Source organism: Methylobacterium sp. D54C (assembly GCF_053345595.1).
This window is the reverse complement of the sequence record NZ_JBKFAK010000012.1, coordinates 88,944-109,484: the sequence shown is the minus strand read 5'-3', so window position 1 is coordinate 109,484 and position 20,541 is coordinate 88,944. Positions and strand designations below refer to the sequence as shown.

General features: G+C 73.4%; 19 protein-coding genes. 7 read left to right on the top strand and 12 right to left on the bottom strand.

The genetic code is table 11. The features are described 5' to 3' along the window. Nucleotides 1-26: 26 nt before the first annotated feature. On the bottom strand, nucleotides 27-608 hold the full coding sequence (locus ACLBYB_RS21220) for an SCO family protein (protein ID WP_447699964.1): 582 nt from the start codon (nucleotides 606-608) through the stop codon (nucleotides 27-29). Between the two features lie 119 nt (nucleotides 609-727). Beyond that, entirely contained in the window at nucleotides 728-1,246 is a 519-nt protein-coding gene (locus tag ACLBYB_RS21215; RefSeq protein ID WP_447699963.1) for a PRC-barrel domain-containing protein, read from the bottom strand. A 180-nt stretch (nucleotides 1,247-1,426) separates the two neighbouring features. Between ACLBYB_RS21215 and ACLBYB_RS21210 the strand changes: the two genes are divergently transcribed. The 4 genes from ACLBYB_RS21210 (at nucleotide 1,427) to ACLBYB_RS21195 (ending at nucleotide 4,484) form a co-directional block, all read left to right on the top strand. Beyond that, nucleotides 1,427-1,897 carry a tRNA (cytidine(34)-2'-O)-methyltransferase gene (locus ACLBYB_RS21210; RefSeq protein WP_020091172.1) on the top strand — a complete coding sequence of 157 codons (471 nt, stop codon included), beginning with the start codon at nucleotides 1,427-1,429 and terminating at the stop codon, nucleotides 1,895-1,897. Between the two features lie 192 nt (nucleotides 1,898-2,089). Then, on the top strand, nucleotides 2,090-3,517 hold the full coding sequence (locus ACLBYB_RS21205) for a protein adenylyltransferase SelO (protein ID WP_447699962.1): 1,428 nt from the start codon (nucleotides 2,090-2,092) through the stop codon (nucleotides 3,515-3,517). Nucleotides 3,518-3,881: 364 nt separating this feature from the next. Continuing rightward, nucleotides 3,882-4,109, top strand: coding sequence for a hypothetical protein (locus ACLBYB_RS21200; RefSeq protein ID WP_020091174.1), 228 nt, complete (start codon nucleotides 3,882-3,884; stop codon nucleotides 4,107-4,109). Between the two features lie 18 nt (nucleotides 4,110-4,127). Further along, nucleotides 4,128-4,484, top strand: a complete 357-nt coding sequence (locus ACLBYB_RS21195) for a hypothetical protein (RefSeq protein ID WP_447699961.1) — start codon at nucleotides 4,128-4,130, stop codon at nucleotides 4,482-4,484. Here the strand turns inward: ACLBYB_RS21195 and ACLBYB_RS21190 are convergent. From ACLBYB_RS21190 to ACLBYB_RS21175, 4 genes are all read right to left on the bottom strand, one after another. Beyond that, a complete protein-coding gene (locus ACLBYB_RS21190) occupies nucleotides 4,420-5,661 on the bottom strand; it encodes a GNAT family N-acetyltransferase (RefSeq protein WP_447699960.1) in 1,242 nt (413 codons plus the stop codon). The genes ACLBYB_RS21195 and ACLBYB_RS21190 overlap by 65 nt on opposite strands. Nucleotides 5,662-5,671: 10 nt before the next feature. After that, nucleotides 5,672-7,087 carry a lipopolysaccharide biosynthesis protein gene (locus ACLBYB_RS21185; RefSeq protein WP_091675739.1) on the bottom strand — a complete coding sequence of 472 codons (1,416 nt, stop codon included), beginning with the start codon at nucleotides 7,085-7,087 and terminating at the stop codon, nucleotides 5,672-5,674. 132 nt (nucleotides 7,088-7,219) lie between these two features. Beyond that, on the bottom strand, nucleotides 7,220-8,731 hold the full coding sequence (gene gpmI, locus ACLBYB_RS21180) for a 2,3-bisphosphoglycerate-independent phosphoglycerate mutase (RefSeq protein ID WP_354453783.1): 1,512 nt from the start codon (nucleotides 8,729-8,731) through the stop codon (nucleotides 7,220-7,222). Between the two features lie 270 nt (nucleotides 8,732-9,001). Further along, entirely contained in the window at nucleotides 9,002-10,069 is a 1,068-nt protein-coding gene (locus ACLBYB_RS21175) for a glycosyltransferase family 2 protein (RefSeq protein WP_020091179.1), read from the bottom strand. Between the two features lie 386 nt (nucleotides 10,070-10,455). Here ACLBYB_RS21175 and ACLBYB_RS21170 point away from each other — a divergent pair, with 386 nt between their 5' ends. The 3 genes from ACLBYB_RS21170 to ACLBYB_RS21160 are packed head-to-tail and all read left to right on the top strand — an operon-like array spanning nucleotide 10,456 to nucleotide 14,207. Further along, a complete protein-coding gene (locus ACLBYB_RS21170) occupies nucleotides 10,456-11,268 on the top strand; it encodes an ABC transporter permease (protein WP_447699959.1) in 813 nt (270 codons plus the stop codon). Continuing rightward, nucleotides 11,268-12,503, top strand: coding sequence for an ABC transporter ATP-binding protein (locus ACLBYB_RS21165; protein ID WP_447699958.1), 1,236 nt, complete (start codon nucleotides 11,268-11,270; stop codon nucleotides 12,501-12,503). The genes ACLBYB_RS21170 and ACLBYB_RS21165 overlap by 1 nt, the downstream gene beginning before the upstream one ends. A 15-nt stretch (nucleotides 12,504-12,518) precedes the next feature. Continuing rightward, complete coding sequence (locus ACLBYB_RS21160; protein ID WP_447682611.1) at nucleotides 12,519-14,207, top strand: glycosyltransferase; 1,689 nt, start codon at nucleotides 12,519-12,521, stop codon at nucleotides 14,205-14,207. A gap of 276 nt (nucleotides 14,208-14,483) precedes the next feature. Here the strand turns inward: ACLBYB_RS21160 and ACLBYB_RS21155 are convergent, their stop codons facing one another. Genes ACLBYB_RS21155 through ACLBYB_RS21130 form a run of 6 tightly spaced genes read right to left on the bottom strand, consistent with a single transcriptional unit; the run spans nucleotide 14,484 to nucleotide 20,534 of the window. After that, nucleotides 14,484-15,452, bottom strand: coding sequence for a glycosyltransferase family 2 protein (locus tag ACLBYB_RS21155; protein WP_447699957.1), 969 nt, complete (start codon nucleotides 15,450-15,452; stop codon nucleotides 14,484-14,486). After that, complete coding sequence (locus ACLBYB_RS21150) at nucleotides 15,449-16,249, bottom strand: polysaccharide deacetylase family protein (protein ID WP_447682609.1); 801 nt, start codon at nucleotides 16,247-16,249, stop codon at nucleotides 15,449-15,451. Before ACLBYB_RS21150 ends, ACLBYB_RS21155 begins: the two co-directional genes overlap by 4 nt. Beyond that, nucleotides 16,246-17,382, bottom strand: a complete 1,137-nt coding sequence (locus tag ACLBYB_RS21145; protein WP_447699956.1) for a DegT/DnrJ/EryC1/StrS family aminotransferase — start codon at nucleotides 17,380-17,382, stop codon at nucleotides 16,246-16,248. Before ACLBYB_RS21145 ends, ACLBYB_RS21150 begins: the two co-directional genes overlap by 4 nt. Next, nucleotides 17,379-18,410 (bottom strand): NAD-dependent epimerase/dehydratase family protein, encoded by a 1,032-nt coding sequence (locus tag ACLBYB_RS21140; protein WP_056524962.1) that lies wholly within the window; start codon nucleotides 18,408-18,410, stop codon nucleotides 17,379-17,381. The genes ACLBYB_RS21145 and ACLBYB_RS21140 overlap by 4 nt, the downstream gene beginning before the upstream one ends. Then, nucleotides 18,394-19,509 carry a DegT/DnrJ/EryC1/StrS family aminotransferase gene (locus ACLBYB_RS21135; RefSeq protein ID WP_020091187.1) on the bottom strand — a complete coding sequence of 372 codons (1,116 nt, stop codon included), beginning with the start codon at nucleotides 19,507-19,509 and terminating at the stop codon, nucleotides 18,394-18,396. The genes ACLBYB_RS21140 and ACLBYB_RS21135 overlap by 17 nt, the downstream gene beginning before the upstream one ends. After that, on the bottom strand, nucleotides 19,506-20,534 hold the full coding sequence (locus ACLBYB_RS21130; RefSeq protein WP_020091188.1) for a Gfo/Idh/MocA family protein: 1,029 nt from the start codon (nucleotides 20,532-20,534) through the stop codon (nucleotides 19,506-19,508). The genes ACLBYB_RS21135 and ACLBYB_RS21130 overlap by 4 nt, the downstream gene beginning before the upstream one ends. Between the last annotated feature and the right edge of the window lie 7 nt (nucleotides 20,535-20,541).

The following is a 20,541-nucleotide window of genomic DNA, read 5'->3' as shown; positions in this document are numbered from 1 at the left end:
GCGCGTGCGGCCGGACCGGCCGGCGGTCAGATCTTCTTGGCGAGCTGCGCCGCGACCTCGTCGGCCGGCCGGGTCAGGTCGAGGGCGCCGAGGAAGCGGTTCTGCGCGTCCATGATGTACACCAGGGCGGTGTGCTCCATCGTGTAGTCGCCGTCCTTGGCGGGCACCTTGCGGGCATAGGCCCGGTACGCCTTCTCGGTGGCGGTGACCTGCTCGGGCGTGCCGGTGAGGCCGGTGATGCGCGGGTCGAAGCTCGACAGGTAGGTCCTGAGGCTCGCCGGATCGTCGCGCTCGGGATCCACCGTGACGAAGGCGACCCGCATCGTCTTGCCCTTCGGCCCCAGGGCGGCGAGCACGTCGGAGATCTGCTGCAGGGTGGTCGGGCAGACGTCCGGGCAGTGGGTGAAGCCGAAGAACACGAGGTGCGTCGCGCCGGCGAAGTCGCGCTCGGTGACGGTGCGCCCGTCCTGGTTCACCAGCGTGAACGGGCCGCCGACGCTCGGCACGCCCACCGGTGCCTTGTCGGGCAGGAACGCGAACACCGCCGCCCCGGTCAGGCCGATGAGGCCGAGGCAGAAGGCGAGGAGCGGGACGAGGGCGCGGCGCATGGGACGGGTTCCGACCTCCGGGGAGGCCGGCACAGCACACAACGGCTCGCGGAGGCAAGCCGGCGCGGTGCCGCCGGCCGGCCGATCGGCGCCGCGCCGGCGCCGCTCCGGCGCGACCGCTACGGCTTCGAGGCCGGATCACCCGCGGGGCTCGCCGGGGCGGCGCCCTTCGGCGGCTCCTTGCCGAGATAGACGTATTCCGGCGCCGCCCGGAGCTGGTCCTTGGTCGTGTCGATCCGCGCCTGGAGGGTCTTGCCGTCGGTGCGGTCGAGCTTGAGCACGGACGGGTCGACCGCGACGTATTTCGAGCCGATCCCCAGGAAGCCGCCGACCCCGATGATCCAGGCCTTCACGGCCCCCTTCTGGTCGAGGACGAAGTCGGCGATCTGCCCGATCGTCTCGTTGGCGCCGTTGACGACGCTGGAGCCGATCAGCTTGCTGGCGACCATGTCGTCGGGGGCCTGGGCCACAAAGGTCGGGCGCAGGCTGTCGGCCATGGTGGCGGGCTGGCCGGGGACCGGGGTCGCGGCGGCGCCGCCGTCCGGCTTGGCGCCGTCCGATCTGGCGCCGTCGGTCTGCGCCGAGGCGTTGGCGAGGCCGGCCAGCAGGAGGGCCGAGGCGAGGAGCGGGGTGCGCATCGGAGCAGGTCTTTCAGACGGGGGCCGCACAGGGGGGTCGCGCCGCCTCAAGGTTCTGGCGGGGCTTAAGTTCCGCGCGGTCTCGGCCCCGGCGGGGGCCGGCCCGGCGGTTTGCCGGCTGAGCGTCGGCGCCGGGGGCCTTTGACGGCGGGGCCTTCCGCCCCGCACAAGGCCGGCGCCATGCTCCGCCTCGCCCTCTACCAGCCCGATATCCCGCAGAACACCGGCACGATGCTGCGTATGGCCGCCTGCCTCGGGCTGGCGGTGGAGATCGTGGAGCCCGCGGGCTTCGACGTCTCGGACCGCCACCTGCGCCGCTCGGGCCTGGACTACCTCGACCACGTGGCGATCACCCGGCACCGCTCCTTCGCGGCCTTCGCGGCGTGGCGGGCCGAGGCCGGGATCCGGCTCGTCCTCGCCACCACGGCGGGCGCCGTGCCCTACACGGACTTCGCCTTCCGCCCGGACGATTGCCTGATGGTCGGGCGCGAATCCGCCGGCGTGCCCGAGGCGGTGCACGCGGCCGCCGACGCCCGGATCGTGGTGCCGATCCGGGCGGGCCTGCGCTCGCTCAATGTCGCGGTCGCGGCCGCGATGATCGCCGGCGAGGCCCTGCGGCAGGTGTCCGGGACGGCCCGACCAGATCTCTAGGATCGTGACGCCTCTCGGGTCGGCCGCCGTCTTCGCGAGCGGAGCGAAGCGATCCAGGCGGCGCCACGCTCGGCCGATGTCCCGCTGCACTGGGTTGCTTCGCCGCGCCCGCGAGGACGGGATCGGCAACGGATCGCGTCCCGCTCGCTTGGTAAACGGGACTCATCCTCACCCCGCGAGATGCGCCGCCGCATGGACGACACCGCCTTCACGCCCTCCCGGCGCCACGCCGATCTCGGCCCCGCCTTCTTCGATCCGGTGACGCCGGCCCAGTTCCCGCGGACGATCCTGCGCTACCGCAACCAGACTTGGGCGAAGCGGGTCGGACTGGGCGGCCTGTCCGAGGCGGCGTGGATCGCCCATTTCGGCCGGTTCGAGCCCCTGCCGGGCAGCTTCGAGACGCCGCTGGCCCTGCGCTACCACGGCCATCAGTTCCGCGCCTACAATCCGGACCTCGGCGACGGGCGCGGCTTCCTCTTCGCGCAGCTGCACGACCGCCTGGACGGGCGCCTCCTCGACCTCGGCACCAAGGGGAGCGGCACGACGCCCTGGTCGCGCGGCGCCGACGGGCGGCTCACCCTCAAGGGCGGCGTGCGCGAGGTGCTGGCCACCGCCCTCCTGGAGGCGCAGGGCGTCTACACCTCGAAGAGCTTCAGCCTGATCGAGACCGGCGAGGACCTCGTGCGCGGCGACGAGCCCTCGCCGGCACGCGCCTCGGTGCTGGTGCGCCTGTCCCACGGCCATATCCGCATCGGCAGCTTCCAGCGCTTCCTGGCGCTCGGCGAGCCGGACAACATCGCCCGGCTCCTCGACCACACGATCGCGACCCACCGGCCGGACCTCTGGCGCGACGGCGTGGAGGATCGCGCCGTCGCCTTCCTGGAGGACGTGGTCGCCCGGGTCGCCCGGATGGGCGCGCAGTGGGCGGCGGCCGGCTTCGTCCACGGGGTCCTCAACAGCGACAACATCAACGTCACCGGCGAGAGCTTCGATTACGGGCCCTGGCGCTTCCTGCCGCATTACGATCCGGACTTCACGGCCGCCTACTTCGATGAGACCGGGCTCTACAGCTTCGGCCGCCAGCCGGAGGCCCTGTTCTGGAACCTCGCCCGGCTCGCCGACTGCCTGCTGGTGCTGGCCCCCCAGGCGCGCCTGGAAGCGGCGCTCTCCGGATTCGGGCCGGCCCTGCAGGAGGCGTTCGCCGAGGCCCTGTTCCGCCGGCTCGGCCTCGCCCCGGCGCCGCGGCCGGAGACCGACCGGCTGGTCTCGGCGGTCTGGCGGTTCCTCGCGGAGACGCGGGCGCCCTTCGAGCGGTTCTTCTTCGACTGGTACGGCGGCCTCGCGAGCGCGACCCGCGCGCAGGCCGGGCCGTCCGCCGGCCACTACGCGCACGAGGCCTTCGCGCCGGTGCGGGCCGCGCTGGAGCCGCTCGCGCCCGCCCCGGGCGCGCGGCTCGACCATCCCTACTTCGCGGAGGCGCCCTGCACGCTCCTGATCGACGAGGTGGAGGCGTTGTGGGCGCCGATCGCCGCGGCGGATGACTGGTCCCTGTTCGAGGCCAAGCTCGCGGGAGTGGCCCGGATGGCCGAGGCCTGCGGGACGGCGCCCGCCTCGGCCTGAGCGGCCTCCTCCTCGGCGAGCCGACGGCGCTCCTCGGCGTAGCCCCCCGCGATGGCGAGATCGACTAGGCGCCGGGTCAGCCGGAAGGCCAGCCAGAACAGGGCGAGGCAGAGAAGCGTCGCGGCGGCGGCCTTGAGCGGGTCCACGGGGTTCCTCCGGTGATGTCTCCTCGGGCGGAGCGGCCCTCTTAGTGCCGAGGCGGGCCGCGGGGCAATTGGACTTCGTGCCGAGATCGAGCCCGCGGCGCGTCGTCCCGGGCTCGCCGCGCGGCGCCGGACCCGAGACCCGGCCGGAACATGCTATGGCGGCCGGCGGCCGGATCCCGATATCCGGCGCTGAAGATCCCTCGATCAGGCGGATACCCGTGCGCGAGACCTTCCACATCGAAGTCCTCGGACCGGAGCCGGACGAGATCCAGACGCGGATCTCCGTGCGGGTCGGCAGCCTGGAGAGCGCGCAGGAGCGGGCCCTGCGGCTGTTCGCCCGCGCCCGGGTGCCGCAGCGCTCGGGCGAGCCGGCCGAGGCGGTCCGGGTGATCGACGGCGCCGGCCGCGAGGTGTTCTATCGGACGCGCTTCGACGCGGGGGATTGAGGCGCGAGGACACCGCCGATGCGCACAGCCCTGATCCTGTCGGTCCTCGTCCTCGCGGCCGGCGCGCTGTTCCTGCGCAGCTACACCCTGCCGCCGGCCCCGGACCGCCGGGGCGGGACCACGCTCCTGCTGACCTGGCCGAACCGCCCGGCCTTCGGCAGCCCCCGGGCCGACTGCCTCGCCGGGCCGCCCGACGAGCCGGTCCTGCCCTGCCTCATCGCCTCCGTCACCCGGGCGCGGGACGACGGGTACACGCTGCTGCAGCTGCCGTTCTGCGCGACCTGCTACGACCTGTCCGGGCGGATCGCCGTCACGGGCCGCGACGCGGCGGCGACGCGGGCGCGGCTGGAGCAGATCGCCCGCTTCGGATGGTGACACGCGCCCGGGCAACGCGCTCCCGAGCCCGCTCCAGGGTCCGGGCCACCGGGAACAGCGGATCGCGGCCCGCCTCCACCAGCAGATGGGCGATCGGCCGGCGCGCGGTCCAGAAGGTGGTGCCGAGGGCGAAGTCCGGCGGCGCGCAGGAATCGATCCGGTCGATCGGCCAGTCGCCCCCGGCCACCGCCTCGGTCAGCCGGTGGACGAGCTGGACCCCCGGCGCGGTCTCGGGCCGCGTCTCGTCGTTGGCGATCTTCAGCACCCAGGCCTCCCGGCCGGTGACCGGCAGGATCAGGGAGGCCAGGAGCCGGTCGCCCCGGCGCAGGCGCGCGATCCGCACGCCGTCCTCGGCCCCGAGATCGGCACTGAGATCGGCACTGAGATCGGCCAGGGCGGCGCGCAGGAAGGCGATCTCCGCCGGCCGCTGCGCCAGGCTCGTGCCGGCCTGACCCTTCCAGCCGGCGGCCTCCAGGGCGACGTGGGCGTCGAGGGCGGGGCCGAGGGATTCGGGCGCGGCGAGGATCTCGAAGGTCACGGGCCCCCCCGCCTCGAGGCGCGCGCGGGCGCGGCGGAGCTTGCGGCGGCGCTGCCCGGAGAGGTGCCCGAGATAGGAGGCCCGCGCCTCCGGCCCGAGGCCGGTCAGGTCGAGCAGGCCGCGGTCGTGCGGCCAGTACGCGGCGCGGCGCCCGCCACACGCCGTCAGGAGTTCAGGCAGGGGGCCGTCGGTCGGAGCGTTCGGCAGGAGGAGACGCGGCGGCAGGCCGAGGGCGCCCGGCGCGGCGAGCAGCCCCGCCAGGGCGGCCTCCGGGGCGGCGCCGTCGAGGAGCGGCGCCCCGAACGGGGCGTAGCCGTTGGTCCAGCCCACGAGCAGCGGCAGCGGCACGCCCCAGCGGCGGCGCGACGGCCGGAACGGCCAGGCGGCGAGGAGACGGGCCCCGGGCGCCTCGGGGGGCCGGTCGGCGACGAGGAGGAGCCGGACGCCCGCCCCGAAGGCGTCGCGGGCCGCCAGGGCGTAGCCCGCCTCGTAGAACGGGTTGCGCACCAGGCTCGCCCGACCCAGGGCCCGCCAGGCCGGGACCCAGGGCGCCGCCCCGTCGAGGAGCCGGACCGCCGCCACGAGCCCCCCGGGAAGCGCGGCCGTGTCCGATGGGGTGTCCGACGCGGGGCCTGCCATCGCGGGACCGTCAGGCCGCGAGACGGTGACGGATCGCGCCGGCGAAGCCGAGCACGTCGTAGCGCCACGCCGTCACCCCGGCGGCGGCGGTGAGCAGGACGAGGCGCAGGGCCTGTCCCGGCGGCAACAGGCCGCCGGGGACCAGGGCGATGCCGGCATTCACCGCGCCGCAGGCCAGCGCGATCCCGGCGATGCCGGCCATGTCGGCGAGCGGCAGCGGCATCGTCGTGCCGGTCCGGCGGGCGCCGAGCACCAGCACGAGGCAGGCCGCGCTCTGGCCGCCCGCGAAGGCGAGGGCCGCCCCGGCGGCGCCGAAGCGCGGGATCAGCAGGAGCGACAGCGCGGCGACGGTGGCGAGAGTCGCGAAGGCGGCGGCCGCCTCCAGGCCGCTGGAGCGGGCGAAGTAGATCACCTGCCCGAAATAGTAGGCGCGGAACATCATCAGGATGCTCGCCAGGATCAGCACCGGGGCGAGCTCCCGCGCCTCGGCCCGGTAGTCGGGCCCGAGCAGCACCGCCACGACCAGATCGTCGAAGCACAGGAAGAACACGGCCCCGAAGGCCGCGATCAGCGTCATGGCCCGGGCGGCGTCGCGCAGCACCCCGGAGGCCGCCGCCATCCCGCCCACCCGCGCCTCGCGCTTGGCGATCGAGATCAGCGACAGGGCGATCGCCTCGCCGAACACGATGAAGCTCTGCTTCAGGAAGTCGGCCAGGGCCCCGTAGGCGCCGAGCCCCGCCGGCCCCACCGTCTTGGCGATGATCAGCCGGTCGAGGCTCTGGGCGAGCGCCGCCGTCCCGAAGGACAGCACCAGCGGCCAGCCGTAGGCGAACAGGCGCAGCGCCTCTGCGCGGCTGCCGCGGCCGGGCATCATCGGGGCGATCGTGGCCGCGGCCGGCAGGGAGGCCAGGGCGTTCGCGGCCGCCACCGCGAAGGCGAGGTGCAGGGGATCCTGCGAGAGGTGCAGCGCCAGGCTGCCGAGGGCCAGGATCAGGACGGCGCGGCTCATCACCGAGGCCGCCACCGCCCCGGCCCGCAGGCGGGTGCGGGCGATCTCGGTGGAGCCCTCGAACAGGGTGGTCCCGAAGGCCAGCGCCAGGATCGCGGCCGCCATCCGCGCCGGCATCAGGCCGAGGGCGGCGGCGAGCGCGCTGCCGAGCCCGGCGAGGAGCAGCGTGCCGCCCAGGATCCGCACCACGGTGCCGACCTGCGCGGGCTCGCGCGCCTCGTCGTAGAGGGCGAAGAACGCGAATTTCGGCCACTGGCAGGTCGCCCCGTAGAGCACCAGCGCCCAGGACAGGACGTACAGGTAGGTGCCGTAGCTCTCCACCGGCGCGAGCCGCGTGAACACCGCCACGGAGGCCATGTTCAGGGCGGCCGCGAAGCCCCGCGAGCCGACATAGATCAGGCTGTGCCGGGCGATCATGTCCTAGAACCGGTCAGACGCACCACGACCTCGCACCACGCTGGGACAGACCGGCCCGTGGCGGGAGGTAACGCAGGGACGGCGCGCATGACAGCCCGGGCTTCGCAGGCGGCGTGCCGCCGGCCCCGGCCCTCAGCCCTCGCCCCGCGGGCGGATCAGCGACGTGCCGGTCATCTCGGCCGGCTGGTCCAGTCCCATCAGGTCCAGGAGCGTCGGCGCCACGTCGGCCAGCCGTCCGTCGGCCAGGGTCACGCCGTCGACGCCGACGAGCGCGGCGGGCACCGGGTTGAGGGTGTGGGCGGTGTGCGGCTCGCCGGTCTCGGGATCGCGCATCATCTCGCAATTGCCGTGGTCGGCGGTCACCAGCAGCGCCCCGCCCTGGGCCGTCACCGCCTCGACGACGCGGCCGAGGCAGGTGTCGACGGTCTCCACCGCCTTCACGGCGGCCGCGAGGCAGCCGGTGTGGCCGACCATGTCGGGGTTGGCGAAGTTCAGGATGATGAGGTCGTAGCGCCCGGAGCCGATCGCCTCCACGGCGCGGTCGGTGAGTTCGGGCGCCGACATCTCCGGCTGCAGGTCGTAGGTCGCGACCTTCGGCGAGGGCACGAGGATCGCGTCCTGCCCCGCGAAGGGCTCCTCGCGGCCGCCGTTCATGAAGTAGGTGACGTGCGGGTACTTCTCGGTCTCGGCCATGCGCAGCTGCGCCCGCCCGGCCCGGGCCACGGTCTCGCCGAGGCCGTTGGGCAGGTCGAGGGCCCCGAACAGGGTCTCGGCGAAGGCGTCGATCTCGACGCTGTACTGGACGATCCCCAGGGCGGCGGCGAAGCGGACCGTGCGCGCGCGCTCGAAGCCCGCGAAGGCCGGGTCGAGCAGCGCCTCCAGGATCTGCCGGGTCCGGTCGGCGCGGAAGTTGAAGCTCAGGATGCCGTCGCCGTCCCGCATGCCGGCGTAGTCGCCGATGATCGCGGGCCGCATGAACTCGTCGGACACGTCCTGCGCGTAGGACGCGGCGACCGCCTGCCCGGCCCGCTCGAACCGGGTCCCGCGCGCCTCCGTGAGGGCGTCGTAGGCCGTCTGGACCCGCTCCCAGCGCCGGTCGCGGTCCATGCCGAAGTAGCGGCCGCACAGCGTCGCGATGCGGGCGCCCTTCGGGAGGGCGGCCGCGACGTCGGCGATGCAGGTGGCGGCCGAGCGGGGCGGCATGTCGCGCCCGTCGGTGAAGCCGTGGAGCCGGACCGGGATGCCGGCCGTCGTCAGCGCGCGCGCCAGCGCGACGGCGTGGTCCTGGTGCGCGTGGACGCCGCCGGGCGAGAGCAGGCCGACGAGGTGGCAGGTCCCCCCCGACGCGCGTAGCGCCTCGATGAACCGGACCAGGGCCGGGTTCCGGGCGAGGGAGCCGTCGGCGACCGCCGCGTCGATCCGCGGCAGGTCCTGCAGGACGACGCGGCCCGCGCCGATGTTGAGGTGGCCGACCTCGGAATTGCCCATCTGCCCCTTGGGCAGGCCGACATCGGCGCCGAAGGTCGTCAGCCGCGACCGGGGGCGCTCCCGCATCAGACCGTCGAAGACCGGCGTCCTGGCCTGGTGGACGGCGTTGTCGGCCACCGCGTCCCGCAGACCCCAGCCGTCGAGGATCACGAGCATCACGGGACGCGGGGTACTGTCGGGCACGGTCACAACTCTCCTGGGCTGCCGCGCGCGGCGCGCGGCCGGTCTCCGGGCCGTGACGCGGCCGGATCGTTGCGCGTGTCGATAATCGCCTTGGTCGCGCGAGACCACCGCCCCGAAGGGCCAATGGGCGACGGATGCGAGAGAGCGTCGGGCTTCTGACATGCCCCGGCCGCGCTCCGCACATGGCGGGGCGCGGCTGGCGGGGCGCGGCCGGCGGGGCGCGGCCGACGAGGACTCAGGCGGTCAGTTGACGCGCGCCGCGTCGGATCCCGGCGGGAGGCCGAGCAGGCGGCGCTTCCTTCGCAGGGCGGCCCGGAGCAGCGTCCGCCGGTAGCCCGGATAGGACAGGAACCCTGCCGCCCAGGACAGGTGCATGGTCACGGCCGCCGGGCCGCTCATGACCAGGACGGGTTCCCGCGCCTTCAGCGCGAGGGCGAGGCCGCTCAGGACGCAGCCCCCGGCATAGAGCAGCAGCGGGATCAGCAGGGCGGGCATCAGGGCCGCCAGCGGCAGGGCCGCGACGGCGTAGAGCAGGACCAGGGCCGGCAGGATCTGGCGGGCGCGCGGCAGGCTAGCGTGCTTCTCGAGGGTCCGCGCGCAGCCGCGCCCGTAGTGGAGGTACTGCCGGGCGAGGCTGCGGAGGCAGGCGCGCGGGAAGTACGTGATGGCGAGCTCGGCGGCGAGGTAGATCCGCCCGCCCGCCGCGCAGAGCCGCCGGTCGAGTTCGGCATCCTCGTTGTGGGTGAAGGTCTCGTCGTAGCCGCCGACCCGCAGGAACTCGCGCCGGTCGAAGGCCGCGTGGTGGCCGTGGGCGACGTAGCCCGAGATGCCGCCCTGCCGGTGGGCCGAGCCGCCGTTGCCGAGGCGGCTGTTCTGCGCCGCCGCGATCGCCCTCTGCAGCGGCGTGACCCCGACGGTCCGCAGCGGCACGACCACAGAGACGGCCTGGCGCAGGCGCATCGTGCCGACGAGGTTCTGCACGAATCCCTTCGGATAGACGGCGTGGCAATCGGCGCGGACGAGGTAGGCGGAGGCGGGATGCGCGAGTCGCGCGGCGAGGTTGATCGCCGCCGCCTGGATGCGGCGCTCGTTGTGGACGAGCCGGATGCGGGGGTCGCGGGCGCTCAGGGCGGCGACGATCGCGCAGGTGTCGTCGCGACTGCCGCCGTCCAGCACCAGCAGCTCGCAGGCGATGGCGTCCCGGTCGGGCAGCACCGACGCGATGGCGTCGGCGATGTGCGCGGCCTCGTTCAGGGCCGGCATGGCGATCGTCACGAGCGGAGCGCCGGCGGCGCTCACGGGGTCCTGCATGGCGGTTCTCCCGAAACCTGGTCCCGGTCGCCGGCCGATGAGGGCCGGTCGTCCCGGACGGGGACCGACGCCGCGTGCGGCGCGCCCCCGAGGTCTCATTTGTCGTGATTGGCTACGATTACGGTCGTTGATCACAACCACCACTTCAGTCGGCCGGACCGATACGACGAAAGGTGTAATTCGGACCGCCGCACCGCGATGATAGCCCGTTCCGGCGGGACGACCGGGCGGCACAACTTCCGATTCGCACCGGGTCCCCGAGCTCGACCACGGGCTCAGAGCGTCATGCGGGACCGCCTCGAATGATGAAATCTTTGGATGCGCTTGCCCTCGGCACGTCGGAACGCGGGCCGACCGAACAGCGGACCGACCCGTCGACGTTGCGGGTGACCGAGATCGCACCCGACGACCGGATCGTCGCCTTCGACGCGGTCGGCCTCTGGCAGTATCGCGACCTGCTGCGCGTCCTGATCCTGCGGGACCTGAAGGTGCTCTACCGGCAGACCGCCATGGGCGCCTCCTGGGCGATCGCGCAGCCTCTCTTCACCGTCCTGATCTTCACGGTGATCTTCGGCCACTTCGCCAAGATCCCCACCGACGGCGCCCCCTACGCACTCTTCGCCGGCAGCGCGGTCGTCCTGTGGACGTACTTCTCCGAGGCGGTGCGGCGCAGCGCCAACGGCCTCGTGGCGGAGGCCGAGCTGATCCGGAAGATCTACTTCCCGCGGCTGGTCATCCCGCTGGCGACGGTAATCTCGCCGATGGTCGACTTCGCCATCGCGCTCGGCGTGCTGCTGGCCCTGATGGCCTGGTACGGGGCGGTGCCGGACTGGCACCTCGTGCTGGCCGTCCCGACCCTGATCGTGACGGCGATGCTCGCCCTCGGCGTGAGCCTCTGGCTCGGGCCGATCAACGTCCGCTTCCGGGACATCAAGCACACGCTGCCGTTCGTGATCCAGATCTGGATGTACGCCTCGCCGATCGTCTACGCGTCGAGCATCGTGCCCGCCTCGGTGCGCTGGATCTACGCGCTCAACCCGATGGTCGGCCTGATCGAGGCGTTCCGGTTCGCCATCCTGGGCGGCACGCCGCCCGACGCCTTCGCGGTCGCCGTCTCGGTCACGGCCGCCTTCGCCCTGCTCATCAGCGGACTGATCTTCTTCCAGCGCATGGAGCGCTCCTTCGCGGATGTAATCTGATGTCGATGGCAATCAGCGTTCAGGATATCGGCAAGCAGTACTGGCGCGCCCCCCGCGCCGCGCACCAGAACTCGCTGCGCGACGCGCTCAGCGAGGGCGTCCGCGGCCTGGTGACCCGCCGCGCGGCGGCGCGCCCGTCGCAGGAGAGCTTCTGGGCGCTGAAGGAGGTCAGCTTCGGCATCCGGCACGGCGAGAATGTCGGCATCATCGGCCTCAACGGCGCCGGCAAGAGCACGCTCCTCAAGCTCCTGTCGCGGATCGCCGCGCCGACCACCGGCCGGATCCGCCTCGAGGGCCGGGTCGGGGCCCTGCTCGAGGTCGGCACCGGCTTCCACCGGGAGCTGACCGGCCGCGAGAACATCTTCCTCTACGGCTCGATCCTCGGGATGGACCGTCGGGAGATCGCCGCGAAGTTCGACGCGATCGTCGCCTTCTCGGAGATCGGCGACTTCATCGACATGCCGGTGAAGCGCTACTCCAGCGGCATGTATGTCCGGCTGGCCTTCTCGGTCGCCGCGCATCTCGAGCCCGACATCCTGCTCCTCGACGAGGTGCTGGCGGTGGGCGACTACACCTTCCAGCGCAAGTGCATGGACTTCGCCCGGCGCCTCCAGGGCAAGGGTTCGACGATCCTGCTGGTCTCGCACAACATGTTCAGCATCAAGACGATGTGCGAGCGCGTGATCTACATCAAGGGCGGCCGCGTCGCCTATGACGGCCCCACCGACGAGGGCCTGACCCACTACGAGCGGGACAGCTACCTCGCCGACACCGCGTGGTTCCGCCCCGACACCGGCGACCTGCCGGTCAAGATCAGCGACGTGACGATCGCCGACGAATCCGGCGCGCCGCGGACGCTGTTCCGCCACGGCGAGCGGATGCGGATCCGGGCCCGCTACAGCGCCGCCGAGCCGATCGCCGACCCGCACGTCCTGTTCTCGATCACCCGGTCCGACGAGCTGCTCTGCTGCAATTTCAGCACCCAGGCGGACGGCACCGGCCTGACCGCCCTCGCGGGCGAGGGCGAGGTGGAGCTGCTGACGCCGCCGCTGACCCTGACCGCCGACACCTACACGGTCTCGATGGTGGTCCGGCAGCGCGGCTTCGAGCGGCTCCTCGCGGCCAAGATCGGCGGCCGCTTCCATATCGAGCACCCCGTCTTCGCGCCGGACGTCTTCGGCGTGTTCCACGAGGCGGGGACTTGGACAACGAACGGCGCCGCGTCGCAGCGCTGAGGCCCGGAGGGCGTGATGGTCAAAGGCGCGTTTGAACCCGTCCGTGACGGCGACGGGGAACCCGCGGGCGGTACGGCGTCCCGCGCCGGGCGGATCCGGTCGAACTTCGCGGCCTTCGATGCCCGGGTGCGGCACGCGGAGCGTCTCGCGGCGGCCGGCGACCATGCCGGCGCGGCCGTCGAGACCGCCATCGCGGCGACCCTGGCGGCGCACCGGCACTGCGGCGTGTTCGCGAGCCCGCGCCTCGAACGGTTGATGACCGGGATCGGCCGGACCCTCGACGGCGGCGGGCCGGACGGCGCGCGGGCCGACGGGGCTCCGTACCGGCGCGTCCTCCACGTCTGCACGCAGCTCGCCCCGGTGGGCGGCCTCACCAAGATGCTCGCGCTCTGGATCGGCGCCGACCGCAACCGGGTCAACGGCGTCGCCCTGACCCAGCATCGCGGCCCGGTCGACGGGCGGATCACCGCCGCGGTGCGCGAGAGCGGCGGCGGGATCCACCACCTGAACCATCACAAGGGCGACAAGCTCGCCTGGGCGCGGGAGCTGCGCCAGATCGCGCGCGGCTACGACGTCGTCGTCCTGCACATCCACTGCGAGGACGTGGTCCCGCTGATCGCCTTCGCGGATCCGGCGAAGAGCCCGCCGGTCCTGCTCCTCAACCACGCCGACCACCTGTTCTGGATCGGGACGCGGATCAGCCACGCGGTGATCAACCTGCGCGAGGCCGCGCGCCGGCTCGCCGTCACGCGGCGCGGCGTCGATCCGGCCCGCAGCCTCCTGCTGCCGACCCTGATCACCCTGCCCGAGCGCCAGCGCGCCCGCAGCGCGGCCAAGCAGGCCCTGGGCGTCCCGGAGGACAGCGTCCTCCTGGTCTCGGTGGCCCGGGGGGCCAAGTACCGCAACGTCGGGCCGGTCACCTACGCGGATCGCCACGTCGACCTCCTCGCGGCGCATCCGCGGGCCCGGCTCATCGTGGTCGGCCCCGGCGAGCGGGCCGACTGGGAACGGGCCCGGGCCGCCACCGGCGGGCGCATCACGGCCCATGCCGAGCTCGCCGACCCGCGGGTCTTCTTCGAGGCGGCCGACATCTACGTCGATTCCTACCCGTTCGTGTCGTCGACCTCGATGCTGGAGGCCGCCGCCTACGGGCTGCCGCTGGTGACACGGTTCGAGGCGCCCGCGGCGGCGGAGATCGTGGCGATCAACCATCCGGGGCTCGACGTCACGGCCCGGGTCGCCCACGACCAGGCCGCCTACGAGGCCCACCTCACGGCGCTCATCACCGACGCCGCGGCGCGGGACGCCGCGGGCGCCGAGAGCGCCGCCGCGGTCGCGGGCCTCTACGCGCCGGCCGCCTGGCTGGCGGGACTCGACGCGATCTACGCGCAGGCGCTGGCCCTGCCCCGCCTGCCCCCGGAGGCCGGCGCGCCCGGCCCGGCCGAGGCGCCCCATCTCGGCGAGCCCGACCTGCGCCACCAGGACATGTTCGGCTCGGACTTCCCCGTGTCGGAGATGACCAAGAACTACATCGGCATGCTGCCGCTGCGCCAGCGCGTCGCCTCCTGGCTGGCCCTGCGCCGCGCCGGCGACTTCTCCGGCCTCTGGGAGCCGGTGCGGCTTCTCCTCCCGGAATGGCTGGTCCGCAACGTGAAGGATCGGTTCGGCCCGCTGCGGCTCCGGGCGCAGATCCCCGGCGCCTGAGGCCGCCCCCGGGCCGGGTGGCCGCGGATCGGTCACGCCGGACGGCGCGCGTCGCGGGAGGCCGGGTCGCCCGCCCGCGCCTCCACAGCCCTCACCGGTCTGCGTAACGCAGGTCCGCGCGCCGCCGCGGTGGCGGCGGAGCCTGGCAGGACGGCGCGGAACCCTGGGCGGCCCACCGAACACCACAGGGACAGCGCGAGCGCGCTCCGCGGCGCGGGCCCCGGGAGGGTCCGCGCCGCGGAGCGACAGCCTTGTCGGGCTCAGCGCGTCCTCGGCTCAGCGCGTCTTCGGCTCGGCCGTCAGCGGCCGGGCGGCCGGCCCGGTGGCCAGGGCCAGCAGGGCCGCGCGCACGCGCGTCGGCCGGAAGGCCTGCCGGATCGCCCGGTGCGGCATCAGGCGGACAGCCGTGAGGAACGCTCCCGCGGCGGCGCGGCGGTCGCCGCGGACCATGTGGGCCTCGGTGGCGTCCAGCAGGGCGTCGTAGTAGCCCTGCACGGTCCCGAAATAGAGCCGCAGGGCCGCGAGACGCGAGACGCCGAGCGCCGGCGCGTGGCGTCGGAAGACCAGGCGGGTGAAGTGGATCCGGCGGGCGATCAGGCGGTCGAAGGTCCCCGCCGGCCGCTGCCGGAAATGCACGCAGGGCGCGGCGACGAAGCCGACGCCGTGGCCGCGGACGGCGCGCAGCTGCCAGTCCCAGTCCTGATCGCCGAGCAGGGCCTCGTCGAACAGGCCGATCGCGTCCACGACGGTCCGGCGCACCACCGTCGCCCCGATCTGCGGGAAGTAGCCGCTCAGCATGCGGCGCAGCAGCGCGCCCTTGTCGGTCGGAAGTTCCGGCGGCCAGGGGCCGTAGGTCGGCACGAGGTCGTGGTCGGCGGTGACGATCTGCCCGAACACGACCCCGAGCTCCGGATCGGCCTCGAACAGGCGCAGATGCTCCCGGATATGCGCCGGCTGCCAGACGTCGTCGTCGTCGAGGAACGCCACGTAGGGCGTGCTCGCCCGGGTCAGGCCGGCATTGCGGGCCGCGCCGGCGCCGGGCCTGTCGACGGGGACGTGGATCGCGCCGAACGCGGCGGCGACCTCGGCGGCCGGCCCCGCCGCGCCGTTGTCGCCGACGATGATCTCGAAGGCGAGGTCGGGGCCTTCCAGGGCGCGGATGCTCGCCAGGGCCTCGCGCAGGAAGGCGGGCCGGTTGCAGGTGGGCACCACGACGGAGACGCGGCGCCGCGCGGGTCGGTTCATACCCACTCCTCCCAGGCGTCGTAGGCGCCCCGGAGCAGGGCACCGAAGACGAGATCGTTGTCGAACTGCGTGACGAAGCTGCGCGCCACCGTTCCGGCGGGACGGGTCTCCACCGCCTGCGCGTAGACGATCCGGTAGCCCGCCTCCCGGGCCGCGTGAGCGGCCGCCCGCGTCCAGTTCGCCGACTGCCCCAGGGGGATCGCGAAGGAGTCGGGCAGGACGCCGAGGCGGGCCCCGATGGCGCGCCGGGATTCCTCCAGCTCCTCGGCCGCCTCTTCCGCGCTGAGGCGCCCGAAATCCGGGTGGGTCACGGAGTGGCTGCCGATCTCGACCCCGTTGGCGGCCAGCGCCTCGATGGCGCCCCAGCCGAGGACACCCGGCGGCGCGCTCTCGGGCCGGTCGAGCCAGCCCGACACGACGAACAGGGTCCAGGGGATCCCGAGATCGCTGAGGACCGGCGCCGCCCCGCTGAGGACGCTGCGCCAGCCGTCGTCGAAGGTGATGGCGAGGTCCCGCGCGCCGCCGCGCCCGTCGGCGATCGTGGCCGCCGGCACGAAGCGGTAGCCGAGGCTGAGGGCGCGCTCAAGCTGGTGGCGGAAGCGCGCGGGAGAGACGTCGTTGACGCCGCATTCCGACTGGCCCACCGAGTGGTAGCAGAGGATGCGGCCGCCCGGCGCCGGGCGCCGGATCCGGGCGAGGGCGAGCGTCGTGCGCTCGCAGGCCATCCGGGCGGCGGCGACGCGCGGGCGCGTCAGGCCGACCGTCCGGGCGAGGCTCTTGACCGGTGCGGGGATCATCGCAGGGCGTCGCGCAGGCCGTCGACGACCTGATCCTGCTCCGCCTCCGTCATCGCCGCGTAGAGCGGCAGCAGGATCGCGTGGTCGCGCGCCCGCTCGGATTCGGGCAGCGCGAACCGCCGCGGCGCCTCCGCGTAGGGCGGCTCCAGATGCGCGCACATGATGCCCCGGCGGGTGGCGATGCCCCGGTCGAGCATCGCCTGCATGACCGCCTGCTGGTCCGCGTCGTCCGGGAGGCGGACGCAGTAGCTCTGCCAGTTGCTGCGCAGCCCCATCGGCTCGGGCGGCGGCGTCACCCCGGGGAGATCGGCGAGCCGCGCGCGGTAGCCGTCGGCGAGGGCGCGGCGCCGGGCGATCAGGTCGGGCAGCCGCTTCAGCTGCTCCCGGCCGATGGCCGCCTGCACGTCCGTCATCCGGTAGTTGAAGCCCGCGATGGCGTACGCCTCGACCACCACCTTGGCGCTGCCGTGGCGGGCAATGTCGGAGACGCTCATCCCGTGCTGGCGCAGCAGCCGGAAGGTCCGGTCCCACGCGGCGTTGGCGGTGGTGATCATGCCGCCGTCGCCGGTGGTCAGCACCTTGCGCGGGTGGAACGAGAAGCAGGCGATGTCGCCCGCCGGGCTGCCGATCGGCCGCCAGACGTCGCCCTGGAGCCGCTCGGAGCCGATGGCGCAGGCGGCGTCCTCGATCACCGGGATGCCGGAGCGGCGCCCGATCGCGGCGATCGCCTCCAGGTCGCAGGGCATGCCCATCTGGTGGACGCAGACGATCGCCTTCGTCTTCTCGGTGATCGCCGCCGCGGCGGCGTCCGGGGCCATGTTGTAGGTCGCCGGGTCGATGTCGACGAAGATCGGCGTCGCCCCGCACTGGGCGATGGCGTTGGCGGTGGCGATGAAGCTGTGGCTCACCGTCACCACCTCGTCGCCGGGGCCGACCCCGACGGCGAGCAGGGCGAGATGCAGCGCGGTGGTGCAGTTCGAGACCGCGCAGGCGTGGGGCGCGCCGACGATCGCGGCGAACTCCGTCTCGAAGGCCGCGACCTGCGGCCCCTGGGTCAGCCATCCGGAGCGGACGACGGCGGCGGCGGCCTCGGCCTCGGGGGCGCCGACTTCGGGCTTGGCGATCGGGATCATGCGAGCGCCCGCCGCAGGTGATCCGAGCGGGACTCGTCCTGCCACCAAGCGACGAGGTCGGCGAGGCCCTCGGCCGCCCCGATCTTCGCCTCGAAGCCGATCAGCTCCTTGGCGAGGCTCGTGTCGCAGAGGCGCCGGGGCACCGGGTTCACGGCCCGCTCGGCCTCGTGGACCAGCGGCGTGCCGTCCCGGCCCATGATCCGGGTGAGGTGGCCGGCGAGGTCGACCAGCGAGGTCTCGACGCCGGTGCCGACGTTGAGCACCACGTCGGTGGCGGGCGAGATCGCCGACAGGATGTTGGCCCGGGCGATGTCGCGGACATGGACGAGGTCCATGGTCTGCAGGCCGTCGCCGAACACGATCGGCGACTGCCCCTCGGCCAGGCGCTGCATCCAGCGGACCATGACCTCGGTGTAGCGGCCGGTCAGGTCCATCCGCGGGCCGTAGGCGTTGAAGTACCGGAGCGCCACGTAGTCGAGCCCGTGCATGTCGTTGAACGAGCGCAGGAGGCCCTCGCCGAAGGACTTGGCGGCGCCGTACAGGGTCCGGTTGTCGTAGGGGTGGTGCTTCTCGGTCGTCGGGAAGACCTCCGCCATCCCGTAGACCGAGGCCGAGGAGGCCATCACGACCTTGGCGACGCCGGCCTCGACGCAGCTCTCCAGCAGGTTGAAGGTCGCGGCGGCCATCACCTCGAAGGCGTGGCGGGGCTCCGCGGCGCACTGCGTGATCCGCAGGGCCGCCTGGTGGAACACCACGTCGGTGCCCTTGACCAGCGTGTCCATCAGGGCGCGGTCGCGGATGTCGCCCTGGACGAGGCGGACGCGGCCGGAGCCGAGGGCGTCCCCGAGATTCTCGGGGCGGCCGCGGATCATGTTGTCGATGGCCACGATCTCGTCGCAGCCGGCCTCGACCAGCAGGTCGATGATGTGGGAGCCGATGAAGCCCGATCCGCCCGTGACCAGGATCCGGGTCCCGCGCAGGTCGCCGCTGAACCGGCTTCCCTTGGTGACCTCACGCAGCTTGGGCATCGGCGACCTCGCAGTAGCTGGCGACGGCCCGGCAGACGGTGTCGATCTGCGCGGACGTCATCTCGGGGAACATCGGGAGGGACAGGGTCCGGGCGGCCAGCCGCTCGGTGACCGGCAGGCGGCCGGCACCGTCGTCGAGGTGGCTGTAGGCGGGCTGCCGGTGGACCGGGACGGGATAGTGGATGCCGGTGGCGATGCCGGCCGCGTTGAGGTACTGGCGCAGCCCCTCGCGGTCCGCCGTCGACACGGCGTAGACGTGGAACACGTGGTCGAGGCCGGCGGGGGCCGGAAGCTCCAGGCCGAGGCCCGCGAGCCGCGCCCCGTACTCCGCCGCCACCGCCTGGCGGGCGCGGGTCCAGCCCTCCAGGTGCGGGAGCTTGACCCCCAGCACCGCGCCCTGGACGCCGTCCATGCGCAGGTTGAAGCCGTGGCGGACGTGGTTGTACTTGCCCTGCTGGCCCCAGTCGCGCAGGCAGCGGGCCGCCTCGGCGAGGTCGTCCCGGTCCGTGACGATGGCGCCGCCCTCGCCGTAGGCCCCGAGATTCTTGCCGGGATAGAAGCTGAAGCAGCCGAGATCCCCGATCGTGCCGGCCTTGCGGCCGCCGCGCTCGGCGAGATGCGCCTGGGCGGCGTCCTCGACGAGGGCGATCCCGTGGCGCCGGGCGATGGCGCCGAGCGCGTCGAGATCGGCCATCCGGCCGTGCAGGTGCACCGGCAGGATCGCCTTGGTGCGGGGCGTGATCGCCGCCTCGACCAGGGCCGGGTCCATGGTCCAGTCGACCGGGTCGATGTCGACGAGGACCGGGGTGGCGCCGGCGTACAGCACCGCCGCGACCGTCGCCACGAAGGTCGACGAGACCGTGATCACCTCGTCGCCCGGACCGATGTCGAGGGCGAGGAGGGCGAGGTGCAGGGCCGCGGTGCCGCTGCTGACGGCGACCGCGTGGCGGGCGCCGCAGGCTTCGGCGAAGGCCGCCTCGAAGGCGCTGACCGCCGGGCCGAGGACGAAGTCGCCGCTGCGCAGGACGTTGAGGACCGCGGTCTCGACGTCGCCGCCGATCGCCGCGTACTGCGCCTTGAGGTCGAGGAAGGGGATCACGAGGCCCTCGCAAGTGGCATGAGGTCGATGGGGGTGCCGTTCTGGCGCAGGGAGCGCATGGCGGCTTCGAGCATCTCGACGACGCGCAGGCCGCTGTGGCCGTCGGTCATGGGCGCGGTGCCGTTCTCGATGGAGTCGGCGAAGTGCTCGATCTCGACGATCAGCGCCTCGCGGAAGGACAGGTGCGGCGACCACATGTCGCCGGTCCGGTAGGAGACCATCAGCTCGGTGATGTCGTCCGAGCCGCCGCCGACCGTGACGCCGCGGTCGTAGACCTTGACCTTCTCGATCGGGTCGAGGTCGTTGTAGACGATCATCTTCTTGCTGCCGCCGATCAGCGTCTGCCGCACCTTCACGGGCGCGAGCCAGTTGACGTTGATCTGCGCGACGACGCCACGCGGGTAGAAGACGGTCAGGTGGGCCATGTTCTCGGGGCGGCCGCTGAAATGGCCGGTGCCGCTCGCCGAGATCGCCACCGGGGCAAGGTCCAGGATGTGGTCGAGGATGGCGAGGTCGTGGACCGCTAGGTCCCAGATCACGTTCACGTCGCGCTGGAACAGGCCGAGGTTCACCCGGGTCGAGTCGTAGTAGAACACGTCGCCGATGGCGTCGGTCGTGATGAGTTCGTGGATCTTCTCGACCGCGCCCGTGTAGACGAAGGTGTGGTCGACCATCAGCCGCAGGTTGCGCTTGGCCGCCTCCTCGATCAGCAGCCGGGCCTCGAAGGCCGAGGGCGTGATCGGCTTCTCGATGAAGACGTGCTTGCCGGCCCGCAGCGCGTTGATGGCGATCTCGAAGTGCGAGCTCACCGGCGTCGCCACCATGACGGCGTCGATCGCGGGATCGGCCACGAGGTCGCGCCAGTCCTGATGGAGCTGGACGGCGGGGTAGCGCTTGCCGGCCCGGCCGAGCGCGGCGGGCGACTGGTCGGCGATGGCCACCAGCTGGCAGCGCTCGCTCTCCGAGGTACACCGGGCGAGGTTCGGCCCCCAGTAGCCGTATCCGACGATACCGATCGAGATCATGACTGCA

What these genes read in the sequence shown, in the direction of transcription:
- ACLBYB_RS21195 (WP_447699961.1), top strand. Translation starts at nt 4,128, where the DNA reads ATGCGCACAGCCCTGATCCTGTCGGTCCTCGTCCTCGCGGCCGGCGCG.
- ACLBYB_RS21140 (WP_056524962.1), bottom strand. Translation starts at nt 18,410, where the DNA reads ATGCCCAAGCTGCGTGAGGTCACCAAGGGAAGCCGGTTCAGCGGCGAC.
- ACLBYB_RS21160 (WP_447682611.1), top strand. Translation starts at nt 12,519, where the DNA reads ATGGTCAAAGGCGCGTTTGAACCCGTCCGTGACGGCGACGGGGAACCC.
- ACLBYB_RS21155 (WP_447699957.1), bottom strand. Translation starts at nt 15,452, where the DNA reads ATGAACCGACCCGCGCGGCGCCGCGTCTCCGTCGTGGTGCCCACCTGC.
- ACLBYB_RS21205 (WP_447699962.1), top strand. Translation starts at nt 2,090, where the DNA reads ATGGACGACACCGCCTTCACGCCCTCCCGGCGCCACGCCGATCTCGGC.
- ACLBYB_RS21130 (WP_020091188.1), bottom strand. Translation starts at nt 20,534, where the DNA reads ATGATCTCGATCGGTATCGTCGGATACGGCTACTGGGGGCCGAACCTC.
- ACLBYB_RS21150 (WP_447682609.1), bottom strand. Translation starts at nt 16,249, where the DNA reads ATGATCCCCGCACCGGTCAAGAGCCTCGCCCGGACGGTCGGCCTGACG.
- ACLBYB_RS21145 (WP_447699956.1), bottom strand. Translation starts at nt 17,382, where the DNA reads ATGATCCCGATCGCCAAGCCCGAAGTCGGCGCCCCCGAGGCCGAGGCC.
- ACLBYB_RS21210 (WP_020091172.1), top strand. Translation starts at nt 1,427, where the DNA reads ATGCTCCGCCTCGCCCTCTACCAGCCCGATATCCCGCAGAACACCGGC.
- ACLBYB_RS21215 (WP_447699963.1), bottom strand. Translation starts at nt 1,246, where the DNA reads ATGCGCACCCCGCTCCTCGCCTCGGCCCTCCTGCTGGCCGGCCTCGCC.
- gpmI (WP_354453783.1), bottom strand. Translation starts at nt 8,731, where the DNA reads ATGCTCGTGATCCTCGACGGCTGGGGTCTGCGGGACGCGGTGGCCGAC.
- ACLBYB_RS21190 (WP_447699960.1), bottom strand. Translation starts at nt 5,661, where the DNA reads ATGGCAGGCCCCGCGTCGGACACCCCATCGGACACGGCCGCGCTTCCC.
- ACLBYB_RS21185 (WP_091675739.1), bottom strand. Translation starts at nt 7,087, where the DNA reads ATGATCGCCCGGCACAGCCTGATCTATGTCGGCTCGCGGGGCTTCGCG.
- ACLBYB_RS21175 (WP_020091179.1), bottom strand. Translation starts at nt 10,069, where the DNA reads ATGCAGGACCCCGTGAGCGCCGCCGGCGCTCCGCTCGTGACGATCGCC.
- ACLBYB_RS21165 (WP_447699958.1), top strand. Translation starts at nt 11,268, where the DNA reads ATGTCGATGGCAATCAGCGTTCAGGATATCGGCAAGCAGTACTGGCGC.
- ACLBYB_RS21220 (WP_447699964.1), bottom strand. Translation starts at nt 608, where the DNA reads ATGCGCCGCGCCCTCGTCCCGCTCCTCGCCTTCTGCCTCGGCCTCATC.